This window comes from Pseudomonas sp. FG98 (assembly GCF_057808595.1).
Map to the genome: position 1 here is coordinate 139044 of NZ_JBMDIJ010000006.1, position 21694 is coordinate 160737.

Here is a 21694-nt window from a genome sequence, read left to right on the forward strand (position 1 = left end):
AATTCGGCTGCGGGCGCTTCAGGCCTGCGCGAGGGAAGCTTCCAGGTGCTCGGCCAGAGCATCCCAGGCAATGTTTTGTTGTTCGCCCTGACCACGCAGGGGCTTGAAACCTACCACTTGTTGCGCCAGTTCGTCCTCTCCGAGGATGAGGGCGTACAGGGCGTTGCTCTTGTCGGCCTTCTTGAACTGGCTCTTGAAGCTGCCGGCACCGGCATTGACCTGCAGGCGCAGGTTCGGCAGCCGGTCGCGCAGGCGCTCGCTCAGTTGCAGGGCGGCCAGTTCGGCAGCGTCGCCAAAGGCACAGAGGTAGACATCGACCTGACGGGAGATCGACTCCGGTACCAGTTCGAGGGTTTCCAGCAGCAGGATCAAGCGCTCGATACCCATGGCGAAACCGACGCCCGGGGTCGGCTTGCCGCCCATCTGCTCGACCAGACCGTCGTAGCGGCCACCGGCGCAGACGGTGCCCTGGGCGCCGAGCTTGTCGGTGACCCACTCGAACACGGTCTTGCTGTAGTAGTCGAGACCACGCACCAGCTTGGTGTTGATCACGTAGGGAATGCCGGCGGCATCCAGGCGCGACTTGAGGCCTTCGAAGTGAACCCGGGACTCTTCGTCCAGGTAGTCTTCCAGCTTCGGTGCGCCGACCAGGGCGGCCTGGGTACCGGCGTCCTTGCTGTCGAGGATGCGCAGCGGGTTGCTCTTCAGACGGCGCTGGCTGTCTTCGTCGAGCTGGTCGAGACGGGCCGAGAGGAATTCCACCAGGGCGTCACGGTAGCGGGCACGGGCCTCGCTGGTGCCCAGGCTGTTCAGCTCCAGGGTGACCGCATCGCGCAGGCCCAGCAGGCCCCACAGGCGCCAGGTCAGGGCGATCAGCTCGGCGTCGATGTCCGGGCCGTCGAGGTTGAACACCTCGATGCCGATCTGGTTGAACTGGCGGTAACGGCCTTTCTGCGGACGCTCGTGGCGGAACATCTGGCCGATGTACCAGAGCTTCTGCACTTCGCCATTGCCGCTGATGCCGTGCTCGAGCACCGCACGCACGCAGGACGCGGTGCCTTCGGGGCGCAGGGTCAGGGAATCGCCGTTGCGGTCGGTGAAGGTGTACATCTCTTTTTCGACGATGTCGGTCACTTCACCGATGGAACGCTTGAACAGCTCGGTGAACTCGACGATCGGCATGCGGATCTGGCGATAGCCGTAGGTATCCAGCAGACCGGCGACGGTGCTTTCGAAATAACGCCACAGGGGCGTCTGCTCGGGCAGGATGTCGTTCATGCCACGGATGGCTTGCAGCGATTTGCTCACGAAAGGTCCTTAACGAAATCTGTAGCGGTCAACCGCGGGCAATCAATGCCGCGTCGGCCTCGGCCTTCTCGGCCGCTTTCTGGCGGATGAGCTTCTCGAGGTCATCCACCAGGTTGTCATTGGTCAGCTTCTGCGCCGGCTTGCCGTCGATGTAGATCAGGTTCGGCGTGCCACCGGTCAGGCCGACATGGGCCTCCTTGGCTTCGCCGGGACCGTTGACCACGCAACCGATCACCGCAACGTCCATCGGCACCAGCAGGTCTTCCAGACGGCCTTCGAGCTCGTTCATGGTCTTGACCACATCGAAGTTCTGCCGCGAGCAGCTCGGGCAGGCGATGAAGTTGATACCACGGGAACGCAGGTGCAGCGACTTGAGGATGTCGTAGCCGACCTTCACTTCCTCGACCGGGTCTGCCGCCAGGGAAATGCGGATAGTATCGCCAATCCCGTCGGCGAGCAGCATACCGAGGCCGACCGCCGATTTCACCGTGCCCGAACGCAGGCCACCGGCTTCGGTGATGCCCAGGTGCAGCGGCTGGACGATCTGCTTGGCCAGCAGGCGGTAGGCTTCGACCGCCATGAACACGTCGGAGGCCTTGACGCTGACCTTGAAGTCCTGGAAATCCAGACGATCGAGGTGCTCGACGTGGCGCATTGCCGACTCCACCAGTGCAGCCGGGGTCGGTTCGCCGTACTTTTTCTGCAGGTCCTTTTCCAGGGAACCGGCGTTGACGCCGATGCGGATCGGGATGCCACGGTCGCGGGCGGCATCGACCACGGCGCGGACACGGTCTTCGCGACCGATGTTGCCCGGGTTGATACGCAGGCAGTCCACGCCCAGCTCGGCCACGCGCAGGGCGATGCGGTAGTCGAAGTGGATATCGGCGACCAGCGGCACGCTGACCTGCTGCTTGATACGGCCGAAGGCTTCGGCGGCGTCCATGTCCGGTACCGAGACGCGGACGATGTCGACGCCGGCATCGATCAGGCGGTTGATCTGCGCCACAGTGGCGGCAACGTCGTTGGTATCGGTGTTGGTCATGCTCTGGACGGCAATGGGAGCATCGCCGCCGACAGGCACGTTACCGACCCAGATTTTCCGGGATTCGCGACGTTTGATCGGAGATTCGCCGTGCATGACTTATTGCCCCAACTTCAGGCGAGCGGTTTCGCCACTGGTGAACGGTGCGATATCGACGGCCTGGCCGTTGTAGCTCACCTGCGCACCGCGGGCGACGCCCAGGCGTACCGCGAAGGGAGGCTTGCCGGCCAGCTCAAGGTTTTCGCCCTTGCGCTTGATACCGCTGTACAGAACCTTGCCGTTGCCGTCGGTGACCGAGGTCCAGCAGTCGGCGGTGAACTGGATGTTGACCTGGCCACTGCCAGCTGGGGCGGCAACCGGGGCTGCAGGTGCTGCTGGAGCTGGAGCTGGAGCTGGAGCTGCCGCAGCGACCGGGGCGGTCACGGCCGGAGCAGCCGGGGCGACGGGCGCGGCAGGGGCAGGAGTCGCGGCGGCATGGGCAGCCGGTGCGGTGGCGGCTGGAGCAGCAGGCGCAGTGGTCGCGGCTGGCGCTGTGGCTACAGGCGCGGCTGGAGTGGTCAGAGGCAGCGGCGCGGTTTCAGTCGCCGCCGGGGCCTGCTCGGTGACCGGGGCAGCGCTTTCAGGCTGCTGGCCAGCGCTCACGGCCTGGTCTTCCGGCTCGTCCAGCGGATGAATCTGGGTGGTGCCGTCGGCACTCTCCACTTCGATATGTTCCGGCGCGGCGCTGAACAGGTCCCTGGAGGCGTTGGCGCTCTGGTCTTTCCACCAGACGAAGCCACCACCGACCACGACCACCAGCAACAGCAGGCTGACGATGCGCAGGATGTTGTGGGAGAGGCGTACCGGCTCCTCGATGCGGCCCAGGGCATGCACGTCGCTGCCTTGGGCGTGGGTGCCGGTGCAGAGGTCGAAGGACTGCACCAGGGCGGCCTGGTCCATGTCCAGCAGTTTGGCGTAGGCGCGGATATAGCCGCGGGCAAAGGTATGCCCCGGCAGCTTGTCGAAGGCGCCGGCCTCGAGGTTGTTCAGGGAGGTTACGGTCAGGTTGAGCTTGCGGGCCACTTCGGCCTGCGACCAGTCCCTGCTTTCACGGGCCTGACGCAGGATCTCACCGGGATTTTCGCGAGTTGCTGCTGCTTCGGGATGCGCCGCTTTCATCATTGCTCCGACAGGTATTGCTGATATTCCGGCGTACCGGGATAAAGTCGCTGTAATTGCAGGCCCAGTTCGGTGGCCTTGGTCCGTTCTTCGAAGACGGTTGCCAGGCGATTGCCAAGCAACAGGCTGCGGGCGCTCGGTTCACTCAGACGGCTGTGCCGGTCGTAGAACTCGCGAGCTGGCACATAATGCCTGTCTTCGTAAGACATCTCAGCCATTTCCAGCAACGCGCGGGGTTGCTGGCGGTTGAGACGTAAAGCCTTTTCCAGGTATTCCCGCGCCTGGTCGCGCTGGCCCATGCGCAGGGCCGTCAGCCCGAGGTTCTCAAACACCCGGGACCGCTCAGGATACAGGGTATCGGTCGAGGCTTGGCGAAACATCTGCTGCGCCTTGGCAAATTGCCCCTGCGCATAGAGAAAACTGCCGTAGTTGTTGCGAATCCGCGGGTCATGGGGCTGGGCCGAAAGGGCCTTGCGGAAGTGCGTGTCGGCCAGTGTCGTCTCGCCTTCCTGCTGGAACACCAGGGCCAGGGCCGCATTGACATCGGCGTCGTTGCCACCGAGTTCGAGGGCCTTCTTCAGTGGCACCTTGGCGCGCTCGGTGTAGCCCTGCTGCAGGTAGCCCAGGCCCAGTTGCACATAGGCCTGCCGGACCTCTTCACGCCCCTTGCCGGTGGCCTGCGGGTCGGAACTGCCGGAGCTGACGCAGCCGCACAGCAGCGTCGTCAACAGAACAAGCGGCAGCGCGGCGCGCAGGGTCATGGCAAGCCTCGTCTCAGTTGCCCGCCGCGCCGCTGGAATCGGCGTCGGCGTTCAATTGCCGCACGGCGATGTAGCGCTCACTGCGACGAGTACGGTCCATCACCTGACCGACCAGTTGACCGCACGCCGCGTCGATATCTTCGCCACGGGTGGTGCGCACGGTCACGTTGTAGCCGGCGTTGTGCATGTAGTCCTGGAAACGGCGGATCGCGTTGTTGCTCGGACGCTCGTAACCGGAATGCGGGAACGGGTTGAACGGGATCAGGTTGATCTTGCACGGCACGTCCTTGAGCAGCTCGGCCATTTCCTTGGCGTGTTCGAGCTGGTCGTTGACGTCCTTGAGCAGGGTGTACTCGATGGTCAGCACACGCTTCTCGCCCAGTTCGGACATGTAGCGCATGCACGAGTCGAGGACGACCTTGAGCGGGTACTTCTTGTTGATCGGCACCAGTTCGTTGCGCAGCGCATCGTTCGGCGCGTGCAGCGACAGGGCCAGGGAGACGTCGATGTGCTTGGCCAGCTCATCGATCATCGGCACCACGCCGGAGGTGGATAGGGTCACCCGGCGCTTGGAAATGCCGTAGCCGAGGTCGTCCATCATCAGGTGCATGGCGGCGACCACGTTGTCGAAGTTCAGCAGCGGCTCGCCCATGCCCATCATCACCACGTTGGTGATGGCGCGGTCGATGGTGGCCGGCACGGAGCCGAACGACTTGTTGGCAATCCACACCTGGCCGATGACTTCGGCGGCGGTGAGGTTGCTGTTGAATCCTTGCTTGCCGGTGGAGCAGAAACTGCAGTCCAGGGCGCAACCGGCCTGGGACGATACGCACAACGTACCGCGCTTGCCCTGGGGGATGTAGACGGTTTCGACACAACTGCCGGATGCCACGCGCACGACCCACTTGCGGGTGCCGTCTGCGGAGATGTCCTCGCTGACCACTTCGGGGCCGCGAATCTCGGCGCAGTTCTTCAGCTTTTCGCGCAGCGCCTTGCCGACGTTGGTCATGGCGTCGAAATCATCGACGCCAAAGTGGTGAATCCATTTCATTACCTGACCGGCACGGAAGCGCTTCTCCCCTATCGAGTCGAAGAACTTTTCCATTTCCGGCTGGGTCAGCCCCAACAGGTTAGTTTTGCCAGTAGATGTCGTCATGGATTCACCCTCACTCGTCAGCCGTGGCTTAGCGAGTGGTTACCTCGGTAGCTGCGAAGAAGTAAGCGATTTCGCGAGCGGCAGCGGCTTCGGAGTCCGAACCGTGGACGGCGTTGGCGTCGATGGATTCGGCGAAGTCGGCGCGGATGGTGCCTGGAGCAGCTTCTTTAGGGTTGGTAGCGCCCATCAGCTCACGGTTGCGAGCGATGGCGTTCTCGCCTTCCAGAACCTGGACAACGACCGGACCGGAAGTCATGAAGGCAACCAGGTCACCGAAGAAGCCGCGCTCTTTGTGCTCGGCGTAGAAGCCTTCGGCTTCGGCCTTGGACAGTTGCTTGATTTTCGAAGCGACGATTTTCAGGCCGGCTTCTTCGAAACGGGTGGTGATCTTGCCGATCACGTTCTTGGCAACGGCGTCAGGCTTGATGATGGAGAAAGTACGTTGAACAGCCATGGTGTAACTCCAGAAACAGTAAGTGATGCGAAAAATTAAACCCGCGAATTATACGCGGGTTCCGGGGGATTGCCTAACCTGCCGAGTGCGCTCAGTCGGCTTCTTCGATCCAGGCGGCCTGGATGGCTTCCAGGACCTTCTCGCCACCGCGCGCCGGATCGTCGTTGAAGTCTGGCAATGCCAGCACCCAGCGATGCAGATCGACGAAATTCAGGTAGCGAGGATCGACTTCCGGCTTGCTTTCGGCAAGCTGGATAGCAATTTCAAGTACATCAATCCATTTCAGGCTCATGGTCGGCTCCAGGATCAATGCGGCGCTTCGGCGGCGTGGTTGAGCGAGTACTTCGGAATCTCGATGGTCAGGTCTTCTTCGCCGACCTTCACCTGGCAGGCCAGGCGCGACTGCGCTTCCAGGCCCCAGGCCTTGTCCAGCATGTCTTCTTCCAGCTCGTCGGCTTCCTCGACCGTGTCGAAGCCCTTGCGCACGATGCAGTGGCAGGTGGTGCAGGCGCACACGCCGCCACAGGCGCTTTCGATCTCGATGTGGTGGTCATGGGCCAGTTCGAGAATGGAAGTCCCCGGTGCTGCCTCGACGGTCAGGCCGTCCGGACAGAACTTCTCGTGGGGCAGAAATGTAACCTGCGGCATCAGTTGTCCTCGATCTCATTCAGGTTGCGCCCGGCCAGTGCGGCTTTGACCGTCGAATCAAGGCGTCGGGCGGCAAAGGCATCGGTCACCTGCGACAGACGCTTGGTCTGCTGCTCGATGGCCGCGCCATCGGTGCCGTTCATCAAATCACGCAAGTCTTGCATTTGTTGCTCGATCGCCAGGCGCTCCTCGGCGTCCAGCAGGCGCTCGCCATCGGCATCGAGGGCACCCTGCACCGCTTCCAGCAGGCGTTCGGCGTCGACCTGGTGCTCGCGCAACTGGCGCGCCACCTTGTCATTGCCGGCATGTTCGAAGGAGTCCTTGAGCATGCGGGCGATCTCGCCGTCGGTCAGGCCGTAGGACGGCTTGACCTGGATGCTCGATTCCACGCCCGAACCCAGCTCGCGGGCAGACACGCTGAGCAGGCCGTCGGCGTCGACCTGGAAGGTCACGCGGATCTTCGCCGCACCGGCGACCATGGCCGGAATACCGCGCAACTCGAAGCGCGCCAGGGAACGACAGTCGCTGATCAGCTCGCGCTCGCCCTGGAGCACGTGGATCATCATGGCGCTCTGGCCGTCCTTGTAGGTGGTGAACTCCTGGGCACGGGCGACCGGAATGGTGGTGTTGCGCGGAATCACCTTTTCCATCAGCCCGCCCATGGTTTCCAGGCCCAGGGACAGCGGAATAACGTCCAGCAGCAGCAGTTCGCCGCCTTCACGCTGGTTGCCGGCCAGGGTATCGGCCTGGATCGCGGCACCAATGGCGACCACCTGGTCCGGATCGATATCGGTCAGCGGCTGGCGACCGAACAGCTCGCCAACGGCACTGCGCACACGCGGTACGCGGGTCGAACCACCGACCATGACCACGGCGCTGACTTCTTCCAGCTCGACACCGCTGTCGCGCACGGCGCGGCGGCAGGCCTTGAGGCTGCGGGCGATCATCGGCTCGATCAGCGCATCGAAGGCAGCGCGGGTCAGCTCGGCCTGCCAGCCGTCGTAGCTCACGCTCACGACTTCAGCGTCGGTCAGCGCTTCCTTGGCCGCGCAGGCGGTCTCCAGGAGGCGGCGCTGGGCGCTCGGGTCGAGATCGGAGGACAGCCCGGCGGACTCGATGATCCAGCTGGCGATGGCGTAGTCGAAATCGTCGCCACCCAGGGCGGTATCACCGCCGGTAGCCAGCACTTCGAATACCCCGCCAGTCAGGCGCAGGATGGAAATATCGAAGGTACCGCCGCCCAGGTCATAGATGGCCACCACGCCTTCGGCGTTCTGGTCCAGACCGTAGGCCACGGCAGCAGCGGTCGGCTCGTTGAGCAGGCGCAGCACGTTGAGACCGGCCAGACGCGCGGCATCCTTGGTGGCCTGGCGCTGGGCGTCGTCGAAATAGGCAGGAACGGTGATCACCGCGCCGACCAGTTCACCGCCGAGGGTGGCCTCGGCGCGCTGGCGCAGGACCTTGAGGATGTCTGCCGAGACTTCCACCGGGCTCTTCGGCCCCTGGACAGTGTCGATGAACGGCATGTGCGACTCGCCGCCAACGAAGCGGTACGGCAGTTGCTCGCCGAGCTGCTTGACGTCCGCCAGGCCACGGCCCATCAGGCGCTTGACCGAGAGGATGGTGTTCAGCGGGTCCGCCGAAGCCGCCTCGCGGGCACCGTGGCCGACGTCGATGCGATCGGCGTGGTAGCGCACTGCGGACGGCAGGATGACCCGGCCTTCGGCATCGGGCAACGGAGCGGAAAGACCACTGCGCAGGGCAGCGACCAGCGAATTGGTGGTGCCAAGGTCAATACCCACGGCCAGACGGCGCTGGTGGGGTTGAGGGCTCTGACCGGGTTCGGCGATCTGCAGTAGGGCCATGCTTATCTGAATACCAAAGGTGCCGCCAGCGGCGGCACCGGGTTAATCGTCGAGGCGCTCTTCCAGCTGGCGCACTTCGTAGGCGAGCTTGTCGAGGAACTGCATGCGGCGCATCAGGCGCTCGGCCTGCTCACGCTGCGCGGCGTCGTTCCAGCACGCGGCGAACTCCTCGTTGAGGGCGTCCTGGGCAACCTTCAGGCGGCGCTTGAAAGCGGCCACGCCATCGAGGTCGGCACTGTCCTGCAGGTCTTCGAGCTCTTCGCGCCATTGCATCTGCTGGAAGAGGAACTCGGGATCGTGGACGGTGACTTCCTGCGGCACTTCATGGCCGCCGATCGCCAACAGGTAACGCGCCCGACGGGGCGCGCTCTTGAGGGTCTGGTAGGCCTCGTTGAGACCGGCGGAACGCTCCAGCGCCAGGCGCTGCTCACGCTCGGAGGCATCGGCGAAGCGATCCGGGTGCACCGCGCGAGCCAGCTCGCGATAGCGGCTGGCCAACTGGTCGAGGTCCAGACGGAAGTCCGGTTGCAGGTCAAACAGGGCGAAATGACAAGGAGTACCCACGCGCAGCCTCAAACGTTGAAGCTTTCGCCGCAGCCACACTCACCGCGCACGTTGGGGTTGTTGAACTTGAAGCCTTCGTTCAACCCTTCCTTGACGAAGTCCAGTTCGGTGCCGTCGAGGTAGACCAGGCTCTTCGGGTCGATGATGACCTTCATGCCATGGCTTTCGAAGACCTGGTCTTCGTCGTTCGGCTCGTCGACGAACTCCAGCACGTAGGCCAGACCGGAGCAGCCGGTAGTACGGACGCCCAGGCGAATGCCGTCACCTTTGCCGCGTCCTTCGAGGGAGCGCCGCACATGGTTGGCGGCGGCTTCTGTCATGCTGATAGCCATCGGGACTCCTTGACCTGCTACAGGCGGGTTAGATCAAACCTTTCTTCTGCTTGTAATCGCGAACGGCCGCCTTGATGGCGTCTTCAGCGAGTACCGAGCAGTGGATCTTCACCGGCGGCAGGGCCAGTTCTTCGGCCAGCTGGGTGTTCTTGATGGTTTCGGCTTCGTCCAGGGTCTTGCCCTTCATCCACTCGGTGGCGAGGGAGCTGGAGGCGATGGCCGAACCGCAGCCGTAGGTCTTGAACTTGGCGTCTTCGATGACGCCCTGCTCGTTGACCTTGATCTGCAGACGCATCACGTCGCCACACGCCGGGGCGCCGACCATGCCGGTGCCTACGTCCGGGTCTTCGGCGTTCATCTTGCCGACGTTGCGTGGGTTTTCGTAGTGGTCGATGACCTTTTCACTGTATGCCATGGTGCAATTCCTTCCTCATCAGGGAGCCGCTCTTGCCGGCGACTACTTAGTGCGCAGCCCACTCGATCTTGGAGATGTCGACGCCGTCTTTGAACATATCCCACAGCGGCGACAATTCGCGCAGCTTGGTAACGGCCTCGCAGACTTTCTGCGCGGCGTAGTCGATTTCTTCTTCGGTGGTGAAACGACCGAAGGTGAAACGGATCGAGCTGTGCGCCAGTTCGTCGTTGCGGCCCAGGGCGCGCAGGACGTAGGACGGCTCGAGGGATGCCGAAGTACAGGCGGAACCGGACGAAACGGCCAGGTCCTTGAGCGCCATGATCAGCGACTCGCCTTCGACATAGTTGAAGCTCAGGTTCAGGTTGTGCGGGATACGCGCGGTCAGGCTGCCGTTGACGTACAGCTCTTCCAGGCCTTGTACCTGCTTGAAGAAGCGGTCGCTCAGGGCCTTGATGCGCACGTTCTCGCTGGCCATCAGCTCTTTCGCCACGGCGAAGGCTTCGCCCATGCCGACGATCTGGTGGGTGGCCAGGGTGCCGGAACGCATGCCGCGCTCGTGACCGCCGCCGTGCATGGCCGCTTCCAGGCGCACGCGAGGCTTGCGGCTGACGTACAGCGCGCCAATGCCTTTCGGGCCATAGGTCTTGTGGGCGGAGAAGGACATCAGGTCGACTTTCAGCTTCTGCAGGTCGATCTCGACCTTGCCGGTGGACTGAGCGGCGTCGACGTGGAACAGCACGCCGCGGGAGCGGGTCAGCTCACCGATGGCAGCGATGTCGTTGATGGTGCCGATCTCGTTGTTCACGTGCATTACCGAAACCAGGATGGTGTCGTCACGCAGGGCGGCTTCGACCAGTGCCGGAGTGATCAGGCCGTCTTCGCCCGGCTCCAGGTAGGTAACCTCGAAGCCTTCGCGCTCGAGCTGGCGAGTGCTGTCCAGGACCGCCTTGTGCTCGATCTTGGAGGTGATGATGTGCTTGCCCTTGGAGCCGTAGAAGTGCGCAACGCCCTTCAGCGCCAGGTTGTCGGATTCGGTGGCGCCGCTGGTCCAGACGATTTCGCGTGGATCGGCGTTGACCAGATCGGCGACCTGGCGGCGGGCGTTCTCGACCGCTTCCTCGGCCTTCCAGCCGAAGACGTGGGAGCGCGAGGCCGGGTTACCGAAGTTCCCGTCGACCAGCAGGCATTCGCTCATCTTCTGGGCGACGCGTGGGTCGACCGGAGTGGTCGCGGAATAATCGAGGTAGATCGGCAACTTCATTGAATATCTCCTATCAGGCAGGCACGTCGCTCGTTCGACACGGTCAATCGACGGCGGACGTTTCAATCTTGTCCAGTGGGGCACGGCCGGCTACGCGGCGCTGATCCTGGCGCAGGGCGACTTCCTGGACCTCACGGCGGGTCACGAGGTCGGCCAGGCTGATTCCGCTGAGGAATTCGTGGATCCGGGCACTGAGGTCGCACCACAGGTGGTGGGTCAGGCAGGTGTCGCCAGCGTGGCAATCACCGAGCCCCTGGCAACGGGTGGCATCGACCGATTCGTTGACCGCATCGATCACCTGGGCTACCTGGATGCTTTCCATCACTCGCGAGAGCTGGTAGCCGCCACCCGGGCCGCGCACGCTGGAAACCAGGTTGCTGCGGCGCAGCTTGGCGAACAGCTGCTCCAGATAAGAAAGGGAAATGCCTTGGCGCTCGGAGATGTCGGCCAGGGAGACCGGCCCGTTTTGCGCGTGCAATGCCAGGTCGAGCATGGCAGTCACGGCGTATCGGCCTTTAGTAGTCAGTCGCATGGCTATTTGATACCACGGGGTTACAGGATGTGTGCGAGTATGCGATTCCCGAGTGTTTAAGTCAACTATAAAACCTAGTGCTTTAGTCGGGATTGAGCCTGAACGGCGGCGCAGATCATAGCAAAGTCGGGGCGCGATCACACGCCCCGATTTACCGGCGACCTGTCAATGCGTCGGCGCGTCGCTGCGTACCTCGCCCTTGACGCAGGCGAAGTCTTCTTCGTGCAGGGCCGGCAGCTCCTTGGCGCAGTAGTCGCTGCCGAGCTTGGTCAGCGCACCGCACATGTCTTCCAGGCGTCCGTCGACCGCCTGCAGGTGGTCGAGCAACTGACCAATGGCGCGAGCCACCGGGTCCGGCATGTCTTCGCTGACGCCGTAGGCATCGAAGCCGATCTTCTCGGCCATGGCCTTGCGCCGCGCTTCCTGCTCGCCGTCGCTCTTGACGATGATGCGTCCGGGAATACCTACCGCCGTGGCACCGGCCGGCACCGCCTTGGTCACCACCGCATTGGAGCCGATCTTGGCCCCGGCGCCGACGGTGAACGGTCCCAGCACCTTGGCTCCGGCACCAACCACCACGCCATCTTCCAGGGTCGGGTGACGCTTGCCCTTGTTCCAGCTGGTGCCACCCAGGGTCACGCCCTGGTACAGGGTGACGTCATCGCCGATCTCGGCGGTCTCGCCGATGACGATGCCCATGCCGTGGTCGATAAAGAAGCGCCGACCGACCTTGGCCCCCGGATGGATCTCGATGCCGGTCAGCCAGCGCCCGAAGTTGGACACCAGGCGAGCCAGCCACTTCCACTCTTTCTTCCACAGGCAATGCGCCGCGCGGTGCAGCCAGATCGCGTGCATGCCCGGATAGCAGGTCAGCACCTCAAAGGCATTGCGTGCCGCCGGGTCACGGTGGAAAACGCTTTGGATATCTTCACGCAGACGCTCGAACATTTACTGATCCTTCCGCTTGTGCGCATCGCCCCGGGCCGCTTTCTGGGTTTCGGTGAGGATGCCGCGCAAAATACTCATTTCCGAACGATTCACCGCACTGCGCCCGAACAGGCGACGCAGACGCGGCATCAGGTGCTTGGGCTTGGCCGGATCGAGGAACCCGATCTGCACCAGGGTGCTTTCCAGGTGTCCGTAGAACCGCTCCATCTCGTCCATGGTGGCCAGTTCCTCGGCCACTTCGTCCTTGTCCGTCTTCACCACCTGCGGCTCGCGGGCCAGCCAGGCGGTACGAACCTCGTAGCTCAGCACCTGCACCGCCGCCGCCAGGTTCAGCGAGCTGAAGTCCGGGTTGGAGGGGATATGCACGTGGTAGTGACATCGCTGCAGCTCTTCGTTGGTCAGGCCGGCGTGCTCACGACCAAAGACCAGGGCCACCTCCTCGCCTTGCGCCGCTCGCCCGACGGACTCGGTCCCGCACTCGCGAGGATCGAGCATCGGCCACGGCAGGCTGCGGCTGCGGGCGCTGGTGCCGACCACCAGGGTGCAGCCGACCAGGGCCTCTTCAAGGGAACCGACCACTTGCGCAGCGGCCAGCACATCATCGGCGCCGGAAGCACGGGCGCTGGCCTCGGAGGAAGGGAAATCGGCGGGATTCACCAGCACCAGGCGCGACAGTCCCATGTTCTTCATGGCACGCGCAGCCCCGCCGATATTGCCGGGATGACTGGTACAGACCAGGACGACACGAATATTTTGCAGCACGTCAGGCGCTCACAGACATGAAATCAGGGGGAGCAAATCTTACAGAAGCGACCGGCGTAACGCCACGTAAGCAAATGTTGCCCCACTCCTCCGGAACTTTTCTGATAGACTGTGCGGCTTTCATTTCTTTAAAACTCAGGTGAAACGTCCATGCAGCCCATGCTGAATATCGCGCTGCGCGCCGCCCGCAGCGCCAGCGAACTGATTTTCCGCTCAATCGAACGCCTGGATACCATCAAGGTTGATGAGAAGGACGCCAAGGACTACGTGTCCGAGGTCGACCGCGCAGCCGAGAAGGTCATCATCGATGCGCTGCGCAAAGCGTATCCGAACCACGCCATCCAGGGCGAAGAGACCGGTCTGCATGCCGGCAGCGGCGAAGGTGAAGACTACCTGTGGATCATCGATCCGCTGGACGGCACCACCAACTTCCTGCGTGGCGTTCCTCACTTCGCAGTCAGCATCGCCTGCAAATACCGTGGCCGCCTCGAGCACGCCGTGGTCCTCGACCCGGTTCGCCAGGAAGAATTCACCGCCAGCCGCGGCCGTGGCGCCCAGCTCAATGGCCGTCGCCTGCGCGTCAGCTCGCGCACCAGCCTGGAAGGCGCCCTGCTCGGCACCGGTTTCCCGTTCCGCGACAACCAGATGGAATACCTGGACAACTACCTGGGCATGTTCCGCGCCCTGGTCGGCCAGACCGCCGGCATCCGCCGCGCCGGCTCCGCCAGCCTGGACCTCGCCTACGTAGCCGCCGGTCGTTTCGATGCTTTCTGGGAATCAGGCCTGTCCGAGTGGGACATGGCGGCAGGCGCCCTGCTGATTCAGGAAGCAGGCGGCCTGGTCAGCGACTTCACCGGTGGCCATGACTTCCTCGAGAAGGGCCACGTGGTTGCGGGCAACATCAAGTGCTTCAAGGCGGTACTGACGGCGATCCAGCCGCACCTGCCGCCTTCGGTAAAGCGCTGAGTTTCAGCTGAAAACAAAAAAGCACCTTTCGAGGTGCTTTTTTTTGGCCCTGCCAATTACCAGAATTGATGGCGCCTGTTCCGACCTCATCGCTGGCAACGCCAGCTCCCACAAGCTTCGTGTACACCGCCGAACCTTGTGGGAGCCGGCGTTGCCGGCGATGAGGCCAGCAGCCTCACCACCTACTGCCCCGGTTGGGCCTGCCCCAGAATCAGATTCCCCTGCTTATCCAGCGGGATCTGCGAACCCGGATCACGCTCCATGCGCACCTGCCCGACCTTGTCGCCGATGGTGTACTTCACGTCATACCCGACCACCTTCTCGCTCACGTCATTGACCGTGTTACAGCGAGTCTGGGTGGTGGTGTAGGTATCGCTGTTCTGCATGTGCTCCTGCACCTTGTTGCCGGCATAACCGCCACCGACCGCACCGGCCACCGTGGCGATCTTCTTGCCGGTGCCGCCGCCGATCTGGTTGCCCAGCAGACCACCAGCCAGCGCACCGACCACCGTACCGGCGATCTGGTGCTGGTCCTGCACCGGTTTCTGACGAGTGACCGTGACGTCCTTGCAAACTTCCCGTGGCGTCTTGACGGTCGTCTTGACCGGTTGCACACCCACTACCTGGGCGTACTCCGGGCCGTTGTTGACCAGGCTGTAGGTCGCGACAGCACCTCCGGCAGTCACACCGACAGCACCCAGTACCGCACCCACGAGCATCGACTTGTTCACGTGAACCTCCTGATTTACCTGCGGGACTTACCCGCGCTTCTCCCAGCCTTGGAGCAAAAAAAAGGGCGCGAGTTCAACACTCGCGCCCTTCTCTTCCGCCAACGGCGTAGGAAAAATCCTTATGGACGGTCGTCCACACCTTCGGTTTTAGCCGGAGGAATCAGGTCTTCACTGCTCAGGTTCAGCCAGATCAGCACCACGTTGGCGATGTAGATCGACGAGTAGGTACCTGCCAGAACACCGATGAACAGTGCCAGGGAGAAGCCGTACAGGTTGTCGCCACCAAATACCAGCAGCGCGGCGATGGCCAGCAAGGTCGAGACCGAGGTCGCCACGGTACGCAGCAGGGTCTGGGTGGTCGAGATGTTGATGTTCTCGATCAGCGAGGCCTTGCGCAGCACGCGGAAGTTTTCGCGAACCCGGTCGAACACGACGATGGTGTCGTTGAGCGAGTAACCGATGATCGCCAGCACCGCCGCCAGCACCGTCAGGTCGAAGGTGATCTGGAAGAACGACAGGATACCCATGGTCACGACCACGTCGTGGATCAGCGAGATGATGGCACCCACGGCGAACTTCCATTGGAAGCGGAACGCCAGGTAGATCAGGATGCCGCCCAGTGCCAGGAGCATGCCGAGGCCGCCCTGGTCGCGCAGTTCCTCACCCACCTGCGGGCCGACGAACTCGACGCGCTTGACCGTGGCCGGGTTGTCGCCGCCCACTTTCTTCAGCGCGTCGGCCACCTTGTTGCCCAGTTGCGGGTCATCACCCGGCATGCGCACCAGCAGGTCGGTGGTCGCGCCGAAGCTCTGCACCACCGCCTCGTGGAAACCGGACTTGACCAGCTCTTCACGCACCTGGCCGAGGTCGGCCGGGCGCTCGTAGGTCAGCTCGATGAGCGTACCGCCGGTGAAGTCCAGGCCGAAGTTCAGGCCCTTGTAGAACCAGCTGCCCAAGGCCAGCACGGTAAGGAGCATGGTGATGGCGAACGCAACGTTGCGCACGCCCATGAAGTTGATCGTACGTAGCATGGCAGCCCCTTAAATCCACAGCTTCTTGAAGTCACGGCCGCCATAGATCGCGTTGACGATCGCCCGGGTAACCAGGATGGCAGTGAACATCGAAGTAACGATACCCAGCGACATGGTCACCGCGAAGCCCTTCACCGGGCCGGTGCCCATGGCGAAGAGGATGCCGCCGACCAGCAGGGTGGTCAGGTTGGCGTCGAGAATCGCCGCATAGGCGCGGTCGAAACCTTCGTGGATGGCGCGCTGGACGGACATGCCATTGGCGATTTCCTCGCGGATCCGCGAGAAGATCAGCACGTTGGCGTCGACCGCCATACCCATGGTCAACACGATACCGGCGATACCCGGCAGGGTCAGGGTCGCGCCGAGCAACGACATCAGGGCCAGCAACAGGACCATGTTGCCCGCCAGGGCGACGGTGGCGATCAGGCCGAAGAAGCGATAGATGGCCATGATGAACAGCGAAACGAACAGCATGCCCCACAGGGACGCATCGATACCCTTGGTGATGTTGTCGGCACCCAGGCTCGGGCCGATGGTGCGCTCTTCAGCGAAGTACATCGGCGCGGCCAGGCCACCGGCACGCAGCAGCAGGGCCAGTTCGGACGATTCGCCCTGGCCGTTCAGGCCGGTGATGCGGAACTGGCTGCCCAGCGGCGACTGGATGGTCGCCAGGCTGATGATCTTCTTCTCTTCCTGGAAGGTCTGGATGGCCACGTCCTTCTCGACGCCGTCGACCACCTGCTTCTCGTAGCGGGTGACCGGACGCTGCTCGATGAAGATCACCGCCATGCTGCGCCCGACGTTGCTGCGGGTCGCACGACTCATCAGCTCGCCGCCGTGGCCATCGAGACGGATGTTCACCTGCGGACGGCCGTGTTCGTCGTAGCTGGCCTGGGCATCGGTAACCTGGTCACCGGTGATGATCAGGCCACGCTCGACCAGCGCAGAACGACCGCCTTCACGGAACTCGAATTGCTCGGTAGTGGCTTTCGACGCACCAGGCTCGGCGCCCAGGCGGAATTCCAGGTTGGCGGTCTTGCCGAGGATACGCTTGGCTTCGGCGGTGTCCTGCACGCCCGGCAGCTCGACCACGATGCGGTTGGCGCCCTGACGTTGAACCAGCGGCTCGGCGACACCCAGCTCGTTGACGCGGTTACGTACCGTGGTCAGGTTCTGCTTGATCGCGTATTCACGGATTTCCGTGATCTTCGCCGGGGAGATGGCCAGACGCAGCACCGAGAGATCGTTACGCTCGGTGGTGGTCATGTCGAAATCGTTGAAATTCTTGCGGATCAGGCTGCGGGCCTGTTCGCGGGTCGCGTCGTCGGAGAAGCCCAGCTGGATGCCACCATCCTGCTGCGGCAGGCTGCGGTAGCGGACTTTCTCTTTGCGCAGGAGGCTCTTGACCTCGCCTTCGTAGACTTTCAGGCGCGCGGCCATGGCCTTGTCCATGTCCACTTCGAGAAGGAAGTGCACACCACCGGACAGGTCCAGACCCAGCTTCATCGGATGAGCACCGACGTTGCGCAGCCATTGTGGAGTGGTCGGGGCCAGGTTCAGCGCCACCACATAATCATCGCCCAGTGCCTTGCGCACGACATCCTTGGCTGGAAGCTGATCTTCCTGCTTGGTCAGGCGCACCAGTGCCGCCTTGCCGTTTTCGCCCAGGGTAGCGGCCTTGACCGCGATCCCGGCATCACCCAGCGCCTTGCTGACGCGATCCAGATCGGCCTGGCTGACCTGCAGCGCAGTGCTTGCGCCGCTGACCTGCACAGCCGGATCGTCAGGGTAGAGGTTGGGAGCGGAATAAATAAAACCGATCGCCAATACCGCCAGGATCAGTACGTATTTCCATAGAGGAGTTTTGTTCAGCATCACGCCGCCCGTTCAAGACGCGGGGCGCCTTGCGCGCCCCGTCGATTGGTAAAAAACGTAACTCAGATCGCTTTCAGCGTTCCTTTTGGCAGGGTGGCCGCGATGGCACCCTTCTGGAACTTCAGTTCGACCGAATCGGATACTTCCAGTACCACGAAGTCATCGCTGACCTTGACGATCTTGCCGGCGATACCGCCGTTGGTGACCACTTCGTCACCCTTTTGCAGGGCGCTCAGCAGGTTTTTCTGCTCTTTGGCACGTTTGGCCTGTGGACGCCAGATCATCAGGTAGAAGATGACCAGGAAACCGACCAGGAAGATCCATTCGAAACCGGTACCGGCCGGGCCGGCAGCAGCGGCAGGGGCTGCGGCGTCCGCGTAAGCGGCAGGAATCAGAAAGCTCATTTAGCACTCCAGTTGCAGAAGTTGTGTTTGTCAGGATGGCAAAACATCAATCCAAAGGCGGCACGGGAAGTCCGCGTTTGGCATAAAAGGCGTCGACAAAGGCGGCCAATGTACCTTGTTGAATAGCCTCGCGCAAACCAGCCATAAGGCGCTGGTAATGACGCAAGTTGTGGATTGTATTCAACATGGCGCCGAGCATTTCGCCGCATTTATCCAGGTGATGCAGATAAGCGCGGGAGAAGTTCTGGCAGGTGTAGCAGTCGCAGGTCGGATCCAGGGGCGAATCATCATGACGATGGAACGCGTTACGGATTTTCAGCACGCCGGTGTCGATGAACAGATGACCATTGCGCGCATTGCGCGTGGGCATCACGCAATCGAACATGTCGACGCCGCGGCGCACACCCTCCACAAGATCCTCCGGCTTGCCAACACCCATAAGGTAACGAGGTTTGTCAGCCGGCATCTGGCCCGGCAGGTAGTCGAGCACCTTGATCATCTCGTGCTTCGGCTCGCCTACCGACAGACCGCCGATGGCCAGGCCGTCGAAGCCGATCTTGTCCAGGCCTTCCAGGGAGCGCATGCGCAGGTCCTGGTGCATGCCGCCCTGGACGATGCCGAACAGCGCCGCGGTGCTGTCGCCGTGGGCGTTCTTCGAGCGCTGGGCCCAGCGCAACGACAGCTCCATGGAAATGCGCGCCACGTCTTCGTCGGCCGGGTACGGCGTGCATTCGTCGAAGATCATCACGATGTCCGAGCCCAGGTCGCGCTGCACCTGCATCGACTCTTCCGGGCCCATGAACACTTTCGAGCCGTCCACCGGCGAGGCGAAGGTCACGCCTTCTTCCTTGATCTTGCGCATCGCGCCCAGGCTGAACACCTGGAAACCGCCGGAGTCAGTGAGGATCGGGCCTTTCCACTGCATGAAATCGTGCAGGTCGCCGTGGGCCTTGATCACCTCGGTACCCGGGCGCAGCCACAGGTGGAAGGTGTTGCCGAGGATGATCTCGGCGCCGATGGCCTCGATGTCCCGCGGCAGCATGCCCTTGACCGTGCCGTAGGTGCCCACCGGCATGAACGCCGGGGTTTCCACGGTGCCACGGGGGAAGGTCAGGCGGCCGCGACGGGCCTTGCCGTCGGTGGCCAGCAACTCGAAGGACATACGACAGGTGCGACTCATGCTTGATCCTCGGGCCCGCGTGGCGCCGGATTGCGGGTGATGAACATGGCATCACCGTAACTGAAGAAGCGGTACTCGTTGCTCACGGCGGCGGCGTAGGCGGCCATGGTTTCCGGGTAGCCGGCGAAGGCCGAAACCAGCATCAGCAGCGTGGACTCGGGCAAATGGAAGTTGGTGACCAGGGCATCGACCACATGGAACGGCCGGCCCGGGAAAATGAAGATGTCGGTATCGCCGCTGAACGGCTTGAGCACGCCATCCCGCGCCGCGCTCTCCAGCGAACGCACGCTGGTGGTGCCCACCGCGACAACCCGGCCACCGCGAGCACGACAGGCCGCCACTGCATCCACCACATCCTGGCCGACTTCCAGCCATTCCTTGTGCATATGGTGGTCTTCGATGCGCTCGACGCGCACCGGCTGGAAAGTCCCGGCGCCGACATGCAGGGTCACGAAGGCGGTATCGACGCCCTTCTCGGCGATCTTCGCCAGCAGGTCCTCGTCGAAATGCAAGCCGGCGGTTGGCGCGGCCACCGCACCGGCGCGCTCGGCGTAGACCGTCTGATAGCGCTCGCGGTCGGCGCCCTCGTCGGGGCGATCTATATAAGGAGGCAACGGCATATGCCCGACGCGGTCCAGCAGCGGCAGCACCTCCTCGGTGAAACGCAGCTCGAACAGCGTGTCATGGCGCGCCACCATCTCGGCCTCGCCACCGCCGTCGACCAGGATCTGCGTCCCTGGCTTCGGCGCCTTGCTCGAACGCACGTGGGCCAGCACGCGATGGCTGTCCAGCACCCGCTCCACCAGGATCTCCAGCTTGCCGCCGGACGCTTTCTGGCCGAACAGCCGGGCCGGGATCACCCGGGTGTTGTTGAACACCATCAGGTCGCCGGGGCGCAGGTAATCGAGCAGATCGGCGAACTGCTTGTGCGCCAGCGCGCCGCTCGGCCCATCGAGGACCAGCAACCGGCTACCGCGCCGTTCGGCCAGGGGATGGCGGGCGATCAGGGAATCGGGGAGTTCGAAAGAAAAATCGGCGACGCGCATGGGCTGTGGGGGTACGGGTTCGACAGGGCCGGGAAGTTTAGCCGAAAGCAGAAAAATTGACCATGAAAGCTGATTGACCAACGGTAGGTGGCTCTTTATACTCCGCCGCCACATGCCCTGATGGCGGAATTGGTAGACGCGGCGGATTCAAAATCCGTTTTCGAAAGGAGTGGGAGTTCGAGTCTCCCTCGGGGCACCAAATCTGAAAAAAACCGACCTTTTTAGGTCGGTTTTTTTATGCCTGGGGTTTGGGGGTGGTGCGGCGTGACATGCTGTGTTTCTGATGGTCTGTACGACGGTGAACGTGTCCAGCAGATTCCCGTCAGACGTTCTGCATTTTTGGGCTGCCTATACGGCAGTGAACGCGCGGGTGCTGCGTAATCGCCTCGGCGTGAGTTTCTGAGCTGCCGTATAGGCAGCTCAGAAATCGAGCTGCTGCGCCTCGGCTTCCAGGAAATCGTTCACTGCCGTATGGGCAGCTCAGAAATGGTGCAGCAGATGCTGCAGCAGATCCTCAACGTTCACTGCCGTGTAGGCAGCTCAAAAAATACTGGCTAAGCGCATTGCCGACTCCTTGTTTGCAACCCTCCTCCCGACACAACTCAGAGAGGTAACCGGGTCGGAGGTGTCGCATACAGCAACGAAAACTCCCCGATTTCCGACTTTCTTGTAGGCAATTTCCCAAGCATACTCCCCAGCCCCGCTTGGCTGTTGCGCCTCATGGAAACGGTGCCTACGCTCCCCCGGTCGTTGCCAAATCAACGACCGGATTAGCAGTCCGACATGAGAGACCACCAGCCGTTTTATGGCGGCTGTATGTGTGGGCACTTTCGAGTGCGCCGGTTTTCTCTCATGTCCGGTCTGCTAACCCGCATACAGTCGCCACCCCACTCGTTTAGCAGCGACAAGGTGCGTCCTCTTCCAACATGAGAGATCGCCATGAAAAAACTCGTACCCGATCCACCACCCGTTCTATGCATTCGCGCTGGCATGTCCACCGACGAAGCAATCCACAACGCTGAGAAGCACCTTCAAAGCGCCCTCTTTTCGCTAACCGAGTTGCCTGCACAGCCATTGCCGCTCGACCAGACAAGAGTCGCCGGTGCAATCGTAAATCTGAAGATCAGCAGAACACTGCTAACGGTCGCCAGGGCCAAATCGAAAGCCGGCATAGCGGTTCAGTAGCGGGCCTCGCCGCGGGCTTGCCCCGCGGCACTGCCTTCACGGTCTCGTAGGTTTTCCTCATGACGCGCAC

24 protein-coding genes and 1 tRNA gene are annotated in these 21694 nt (G+C 62.7%); 3 read left to right on the forward strand and 22 right to left on the reverse strand.

Annotated features, from left to right (window positions below; all coding sequences use genetic code 11):
* Nucleotides 1–18: 18 nt before the first annotated feature.
* The 16 genes from hisS to trmJ all read right to left on the reverse strand — a co-directional run bounded on the left by hisS (nt 19) and on the right by trmJ (nt 13206).
* Complete coding sequence (gene hisS, locus ACODSK_RS06755; RefSeq protein WP_489014795.1) at nt 19–1308, reverse strand: histidine--tRNA ligase; 1290 nt, start codon at nt 1306–1308, stop codon at nt 19–21.
* A 28-nt stretch (nt 1309–1336) separates the two neighbouring features.
* Complete coding sequence (ispG, locus tag ACODSK_RS06760; protein WP_489014796.1) at nt 1337–2446, reverse strand: flavodoxin-dependent (E)-4-hydroxy-3-methylbut-2-enyl-diphosphate synthase; 1110 nt, start codon at nt 2444–2446, stop codon at nt 1337–1339.
* A gap of 3 nt (nt 2447–2449) precedes the next feature.
* A complete protein-coding gene (locus tag ACODSK_RS06765) occupies nt 2450–3508 on the reverse strand; it encodes a RodZ domain-containing protein (RefSeq protein WP_489014798.1) in 1059 nt (352 codons plus the stop codon).
* Complete coding sequence (gene pilW, locus ACODSK_RS06770; RefSeq protein WP_489014800.1) at nt 3508–4269, reverse strand: type IV pilus biogenesis/stability protein PilW; 762 nt, start codon at nt 4267–4269, stop codon at nt 3508–3510. Before pilW ends, ACODSK_RS06765 begins: the two co-directional genes overlap by 1 nt.
* Nucleotides 4270–4282: 13 nt before the next feature.
* On the reverse strand, nt 4283–5425 hold the full coding sequence (gene rlmN / locus ACODSK_RS06775; RefSeq protein ID WP_489014802.1) for a dual-specificity RNA methyltransferase RlmN: 1143 nt from the start codon (nt 5423–5425) through the stop codon (nt 4283–4285).
* A gap of 28 nt (nt 5426–5453) precedes the next feature.
* Nucleotides 5454–5879: a nucleoside-diphosphate kinase gene (gene ndk / locus ACODSK_RS06780; protein ID WP_489014803.1), complete on the reverse strand. Its 426-nt coding sequence runs from the start codon at nt 5877–5879 to the stop codon at nt 5454–5456.
* A 91-nt stretch (nt 5880–5970) separates the two neighbouring features.
* Nucleotides 5971–6171, reverse strand: a complete 201-nt coding sequence (iscX, locus tag ACODSK_RS06785; protein ID WP_489014805.1) for a Fe-S cluster assembly protein IscX — start codon at nt 6169–6171, stop codon at nt 5971–5973.
* A gap of 14 nt (nt 6172–6185) precedes the next feature.
* A complete protein-coding gene (gene fdx, locus ACODSK_RS06790) occupies nt 6186–6527 on the reverse strand; it encodes an ISC system 2Fe-2S type ferredoxin (protein ID WP_489014806.1) in 342 nt (113 codons plus the stop codon).
* On the reverse strand, nt 6527–8392 hold the full coding sequence (hscA, locus tag ACODSK_RS06795; RefSeq protein ID WP_489014808.1) for a Fe-S protein assembly chaperone HscA: 1866 nt from the start codon (nt 8390–8392) through the stop codon (nt 6527–6529). The genes fdx and hscA overlap by 1 nt, the downstream gene beginning before the upstream one ends.
* 42 nt (nt 8393–8434) lie before the next feature.
* Nucleotides 8435–8956, reverse strand: a complete 522-nt coding sequence (gene hscB, locus ACODSK_RS06800) for a co-chaperone HscB (protein ID WP_489014810.1) — start codon at nt 8954–8956, stop codon at nt 8435–8437.
* Nucleotides 8957–8964: 8 nt separating this feature from the next.
* Nucleotides 8965–9288 carry an iron-sulfur cluster assembly protein IscA gene (gene iscA / locus ACODSK_RS06805; RefSeq protein WP_316919268.1) on the reverse strand — a complete coding sequence of 108 codons (324 nt, stop codon included), beginning with the start codon at nt 9286–9288 and terminating at the stop codon, nt 8965–8967.
* A gap of 28 nt (nt 9289–9316) precedes the next feature.
* A complete protein-coding gene (gene iscU / locus ACODSK_RS06810; protein WP_003248539.1) occupies nt 9317–9703 on the reverse strand; it encodes a Fe-S cluster assembly scaffold IscU in 387 nt (128 codons plus the stop codon).
* Nucleotides 9704–9749: 46 nt separating this feature from the next.
* Nucleotides 9750–10964 (reverse strand): IscS subfamily cysteine desulfurase, encoded by a 1215-nt coding sequence (locus ACODSK_RS06815; RefSeq protein ID WP_489014811.1) that lies wholly within the window; start codon nt 10962–10964, stop codon nt 9750–9752.
* 43 nt (nt 10965–11007) lie between these two features.
* Nucleotides 11008–11496: a Fe-S cluster assembly transcriptional regulator IscR gene (gene iscR, locus ACODSK_RS06820; RefSeq protein ID WP_009398503.1), complete on the reverse strand. Its 489-nt coding sequence runs from the start codon at nt 11494–11496 to the stop codon at nt 11008–11010.
* Nucleotides 11497–11661: 165 nt separating this feature from the next.
* Entirely contained in the window at nt 11662–12444 is a 783-nt protein-coding gene (gene cysE, locus ACODSK_RS06825; protein WP_489014813.1) for a serine O-acetyltransferase, read from the reverse strand.
* Complete coding sequence (gene trmJ / locus ACODSK_RS06830) at nt 12445–13206, reverse strand: tRNA (cytosine(32)/uridine(32)-2'-O)-methyltransferase TrmJ (RefSeq protein ID WP_489014814.1); 762 nt, start codon at nt 13204–13206, stop codon at nt 12445–12447.
* A 150-nt stretch (nt 13207–13356) separates the two neighbouring features.
* Between trmJ and suhB the strand changes: the two genes are divergently transcribed.
* A complete protein-coding gene (gene suhB, locus ACODSK_RS06835; RefSeq protein WP_075806547.1) occupies nt 13357–14172 on the forward strand; it encodes a type III secretion system regulator SuhB in 816 nt (271 codons plus the stop codon).
* 182 nt (nt 14173–14354) lie between these two features.
* On the opposite strand, the gene ACODSK_RS06840 is transcribed toward suhB, so the two are convergent.
* From ACODSK_RS06840 to queA, 6 genes are all read right to left on the reverse strand, one after another.
* Nucleotides 14355–14903, reverse strand: a complete 549-nt coding sequence (locus tag ACODSK_RS06840) for a glycine zipper 2TM domain-containing protein (RefSeq protein ID WP_489014816.1) — start codon at nt 14901–14903, stop codon at nt 14355–14357.
* A 119-nt stretch (nt 14904–15022) separates the two neighbouring features.
* Entirely contained in the window at nt 15023–15934 is a 912-nt protein-coding gene (secF, locus tag ACODSK_RS06845) for a protein translocase subunit SecF (protein ID WP_489014818.1), read from the reverse strand.
* A gap of 9 nt (nt 15935–15943) precedes the next feature.
* Nucleotides 15944–17809, reverse strand: a complete 1866-nt coding sequence (gene secD, locus ACODSK_RS06850; protein ID WP_489014819.1) for a protein translocase subunit SecD — start codon at nt 17807–17809, stop codon at nt 15944–15946.
* 62 nt (nt 17810–17871) lie between these two features.
* Nucleotides 17872–18213, reverse strand: coding sequence for a preprotein translocase subunit YajC (yajC, locus tag ACODSK_RS06855; protein ID WP_075806543.1), 342 nt, complete (start codon nt 18211–18213; stop codon nt 17872–17874).
* Nucleotides 18214–18259: 46 nt separating this feature from the next.
* Nucleotides 18260–19375 (reverse strand): tRNA guanosine(34) transglycosylase Tgt, encoded by a 1116-nt coding sequence (gene tgt, locus ACODSK_RS06860; protein WP_009399721.1) that lies wholly within the window; start codon nt 19373–19375, stop codon nt 18260–18262.
* 14 nt (nt 19376–19389) lie between these two features.
* A complete protein-coding gene (queA, locus tag ACODSK_RS06865) occupies nt 19390–20439 on the reverse strand; it encodes a tRNA preQ1(34) S-adenosylmethionine ribosyltransferase-isomerase QueA (RefSeq protein WP_489014821.1) in 1050 nt (349 codons plus the stop codon).
* A gap of 114 nt (nt 20440–20553) precedes the next feature.
* On the opposite strand from queA, the gene ACODSK_RS06870 reads away from it, so the two are divergent.
* Together ACODSK_RS06870 and ACODSK_RS06875 are read left to right on the forward strand one after the other, a co-directional pair.
* Nucleotides 20554–20638: transfer RNA gene (locus tag ACODSK_RS06870), tRNA-Leu, on the forward strand.
* Between the two features lie 740 nt (nt 20639–21378).
* Nucleotides 21379–21624: a hypothetical protein gene (locus ACODSK_RS06875; protein WP_489014823.1), complete on the forward strand. Its 246-nt coding sequence runs from the start codon at nt 21379–21381 to the stop codon at nt 21622–21624.
* Nucleotides 21625–21694 lie beyond the last annotated feature (70 nt).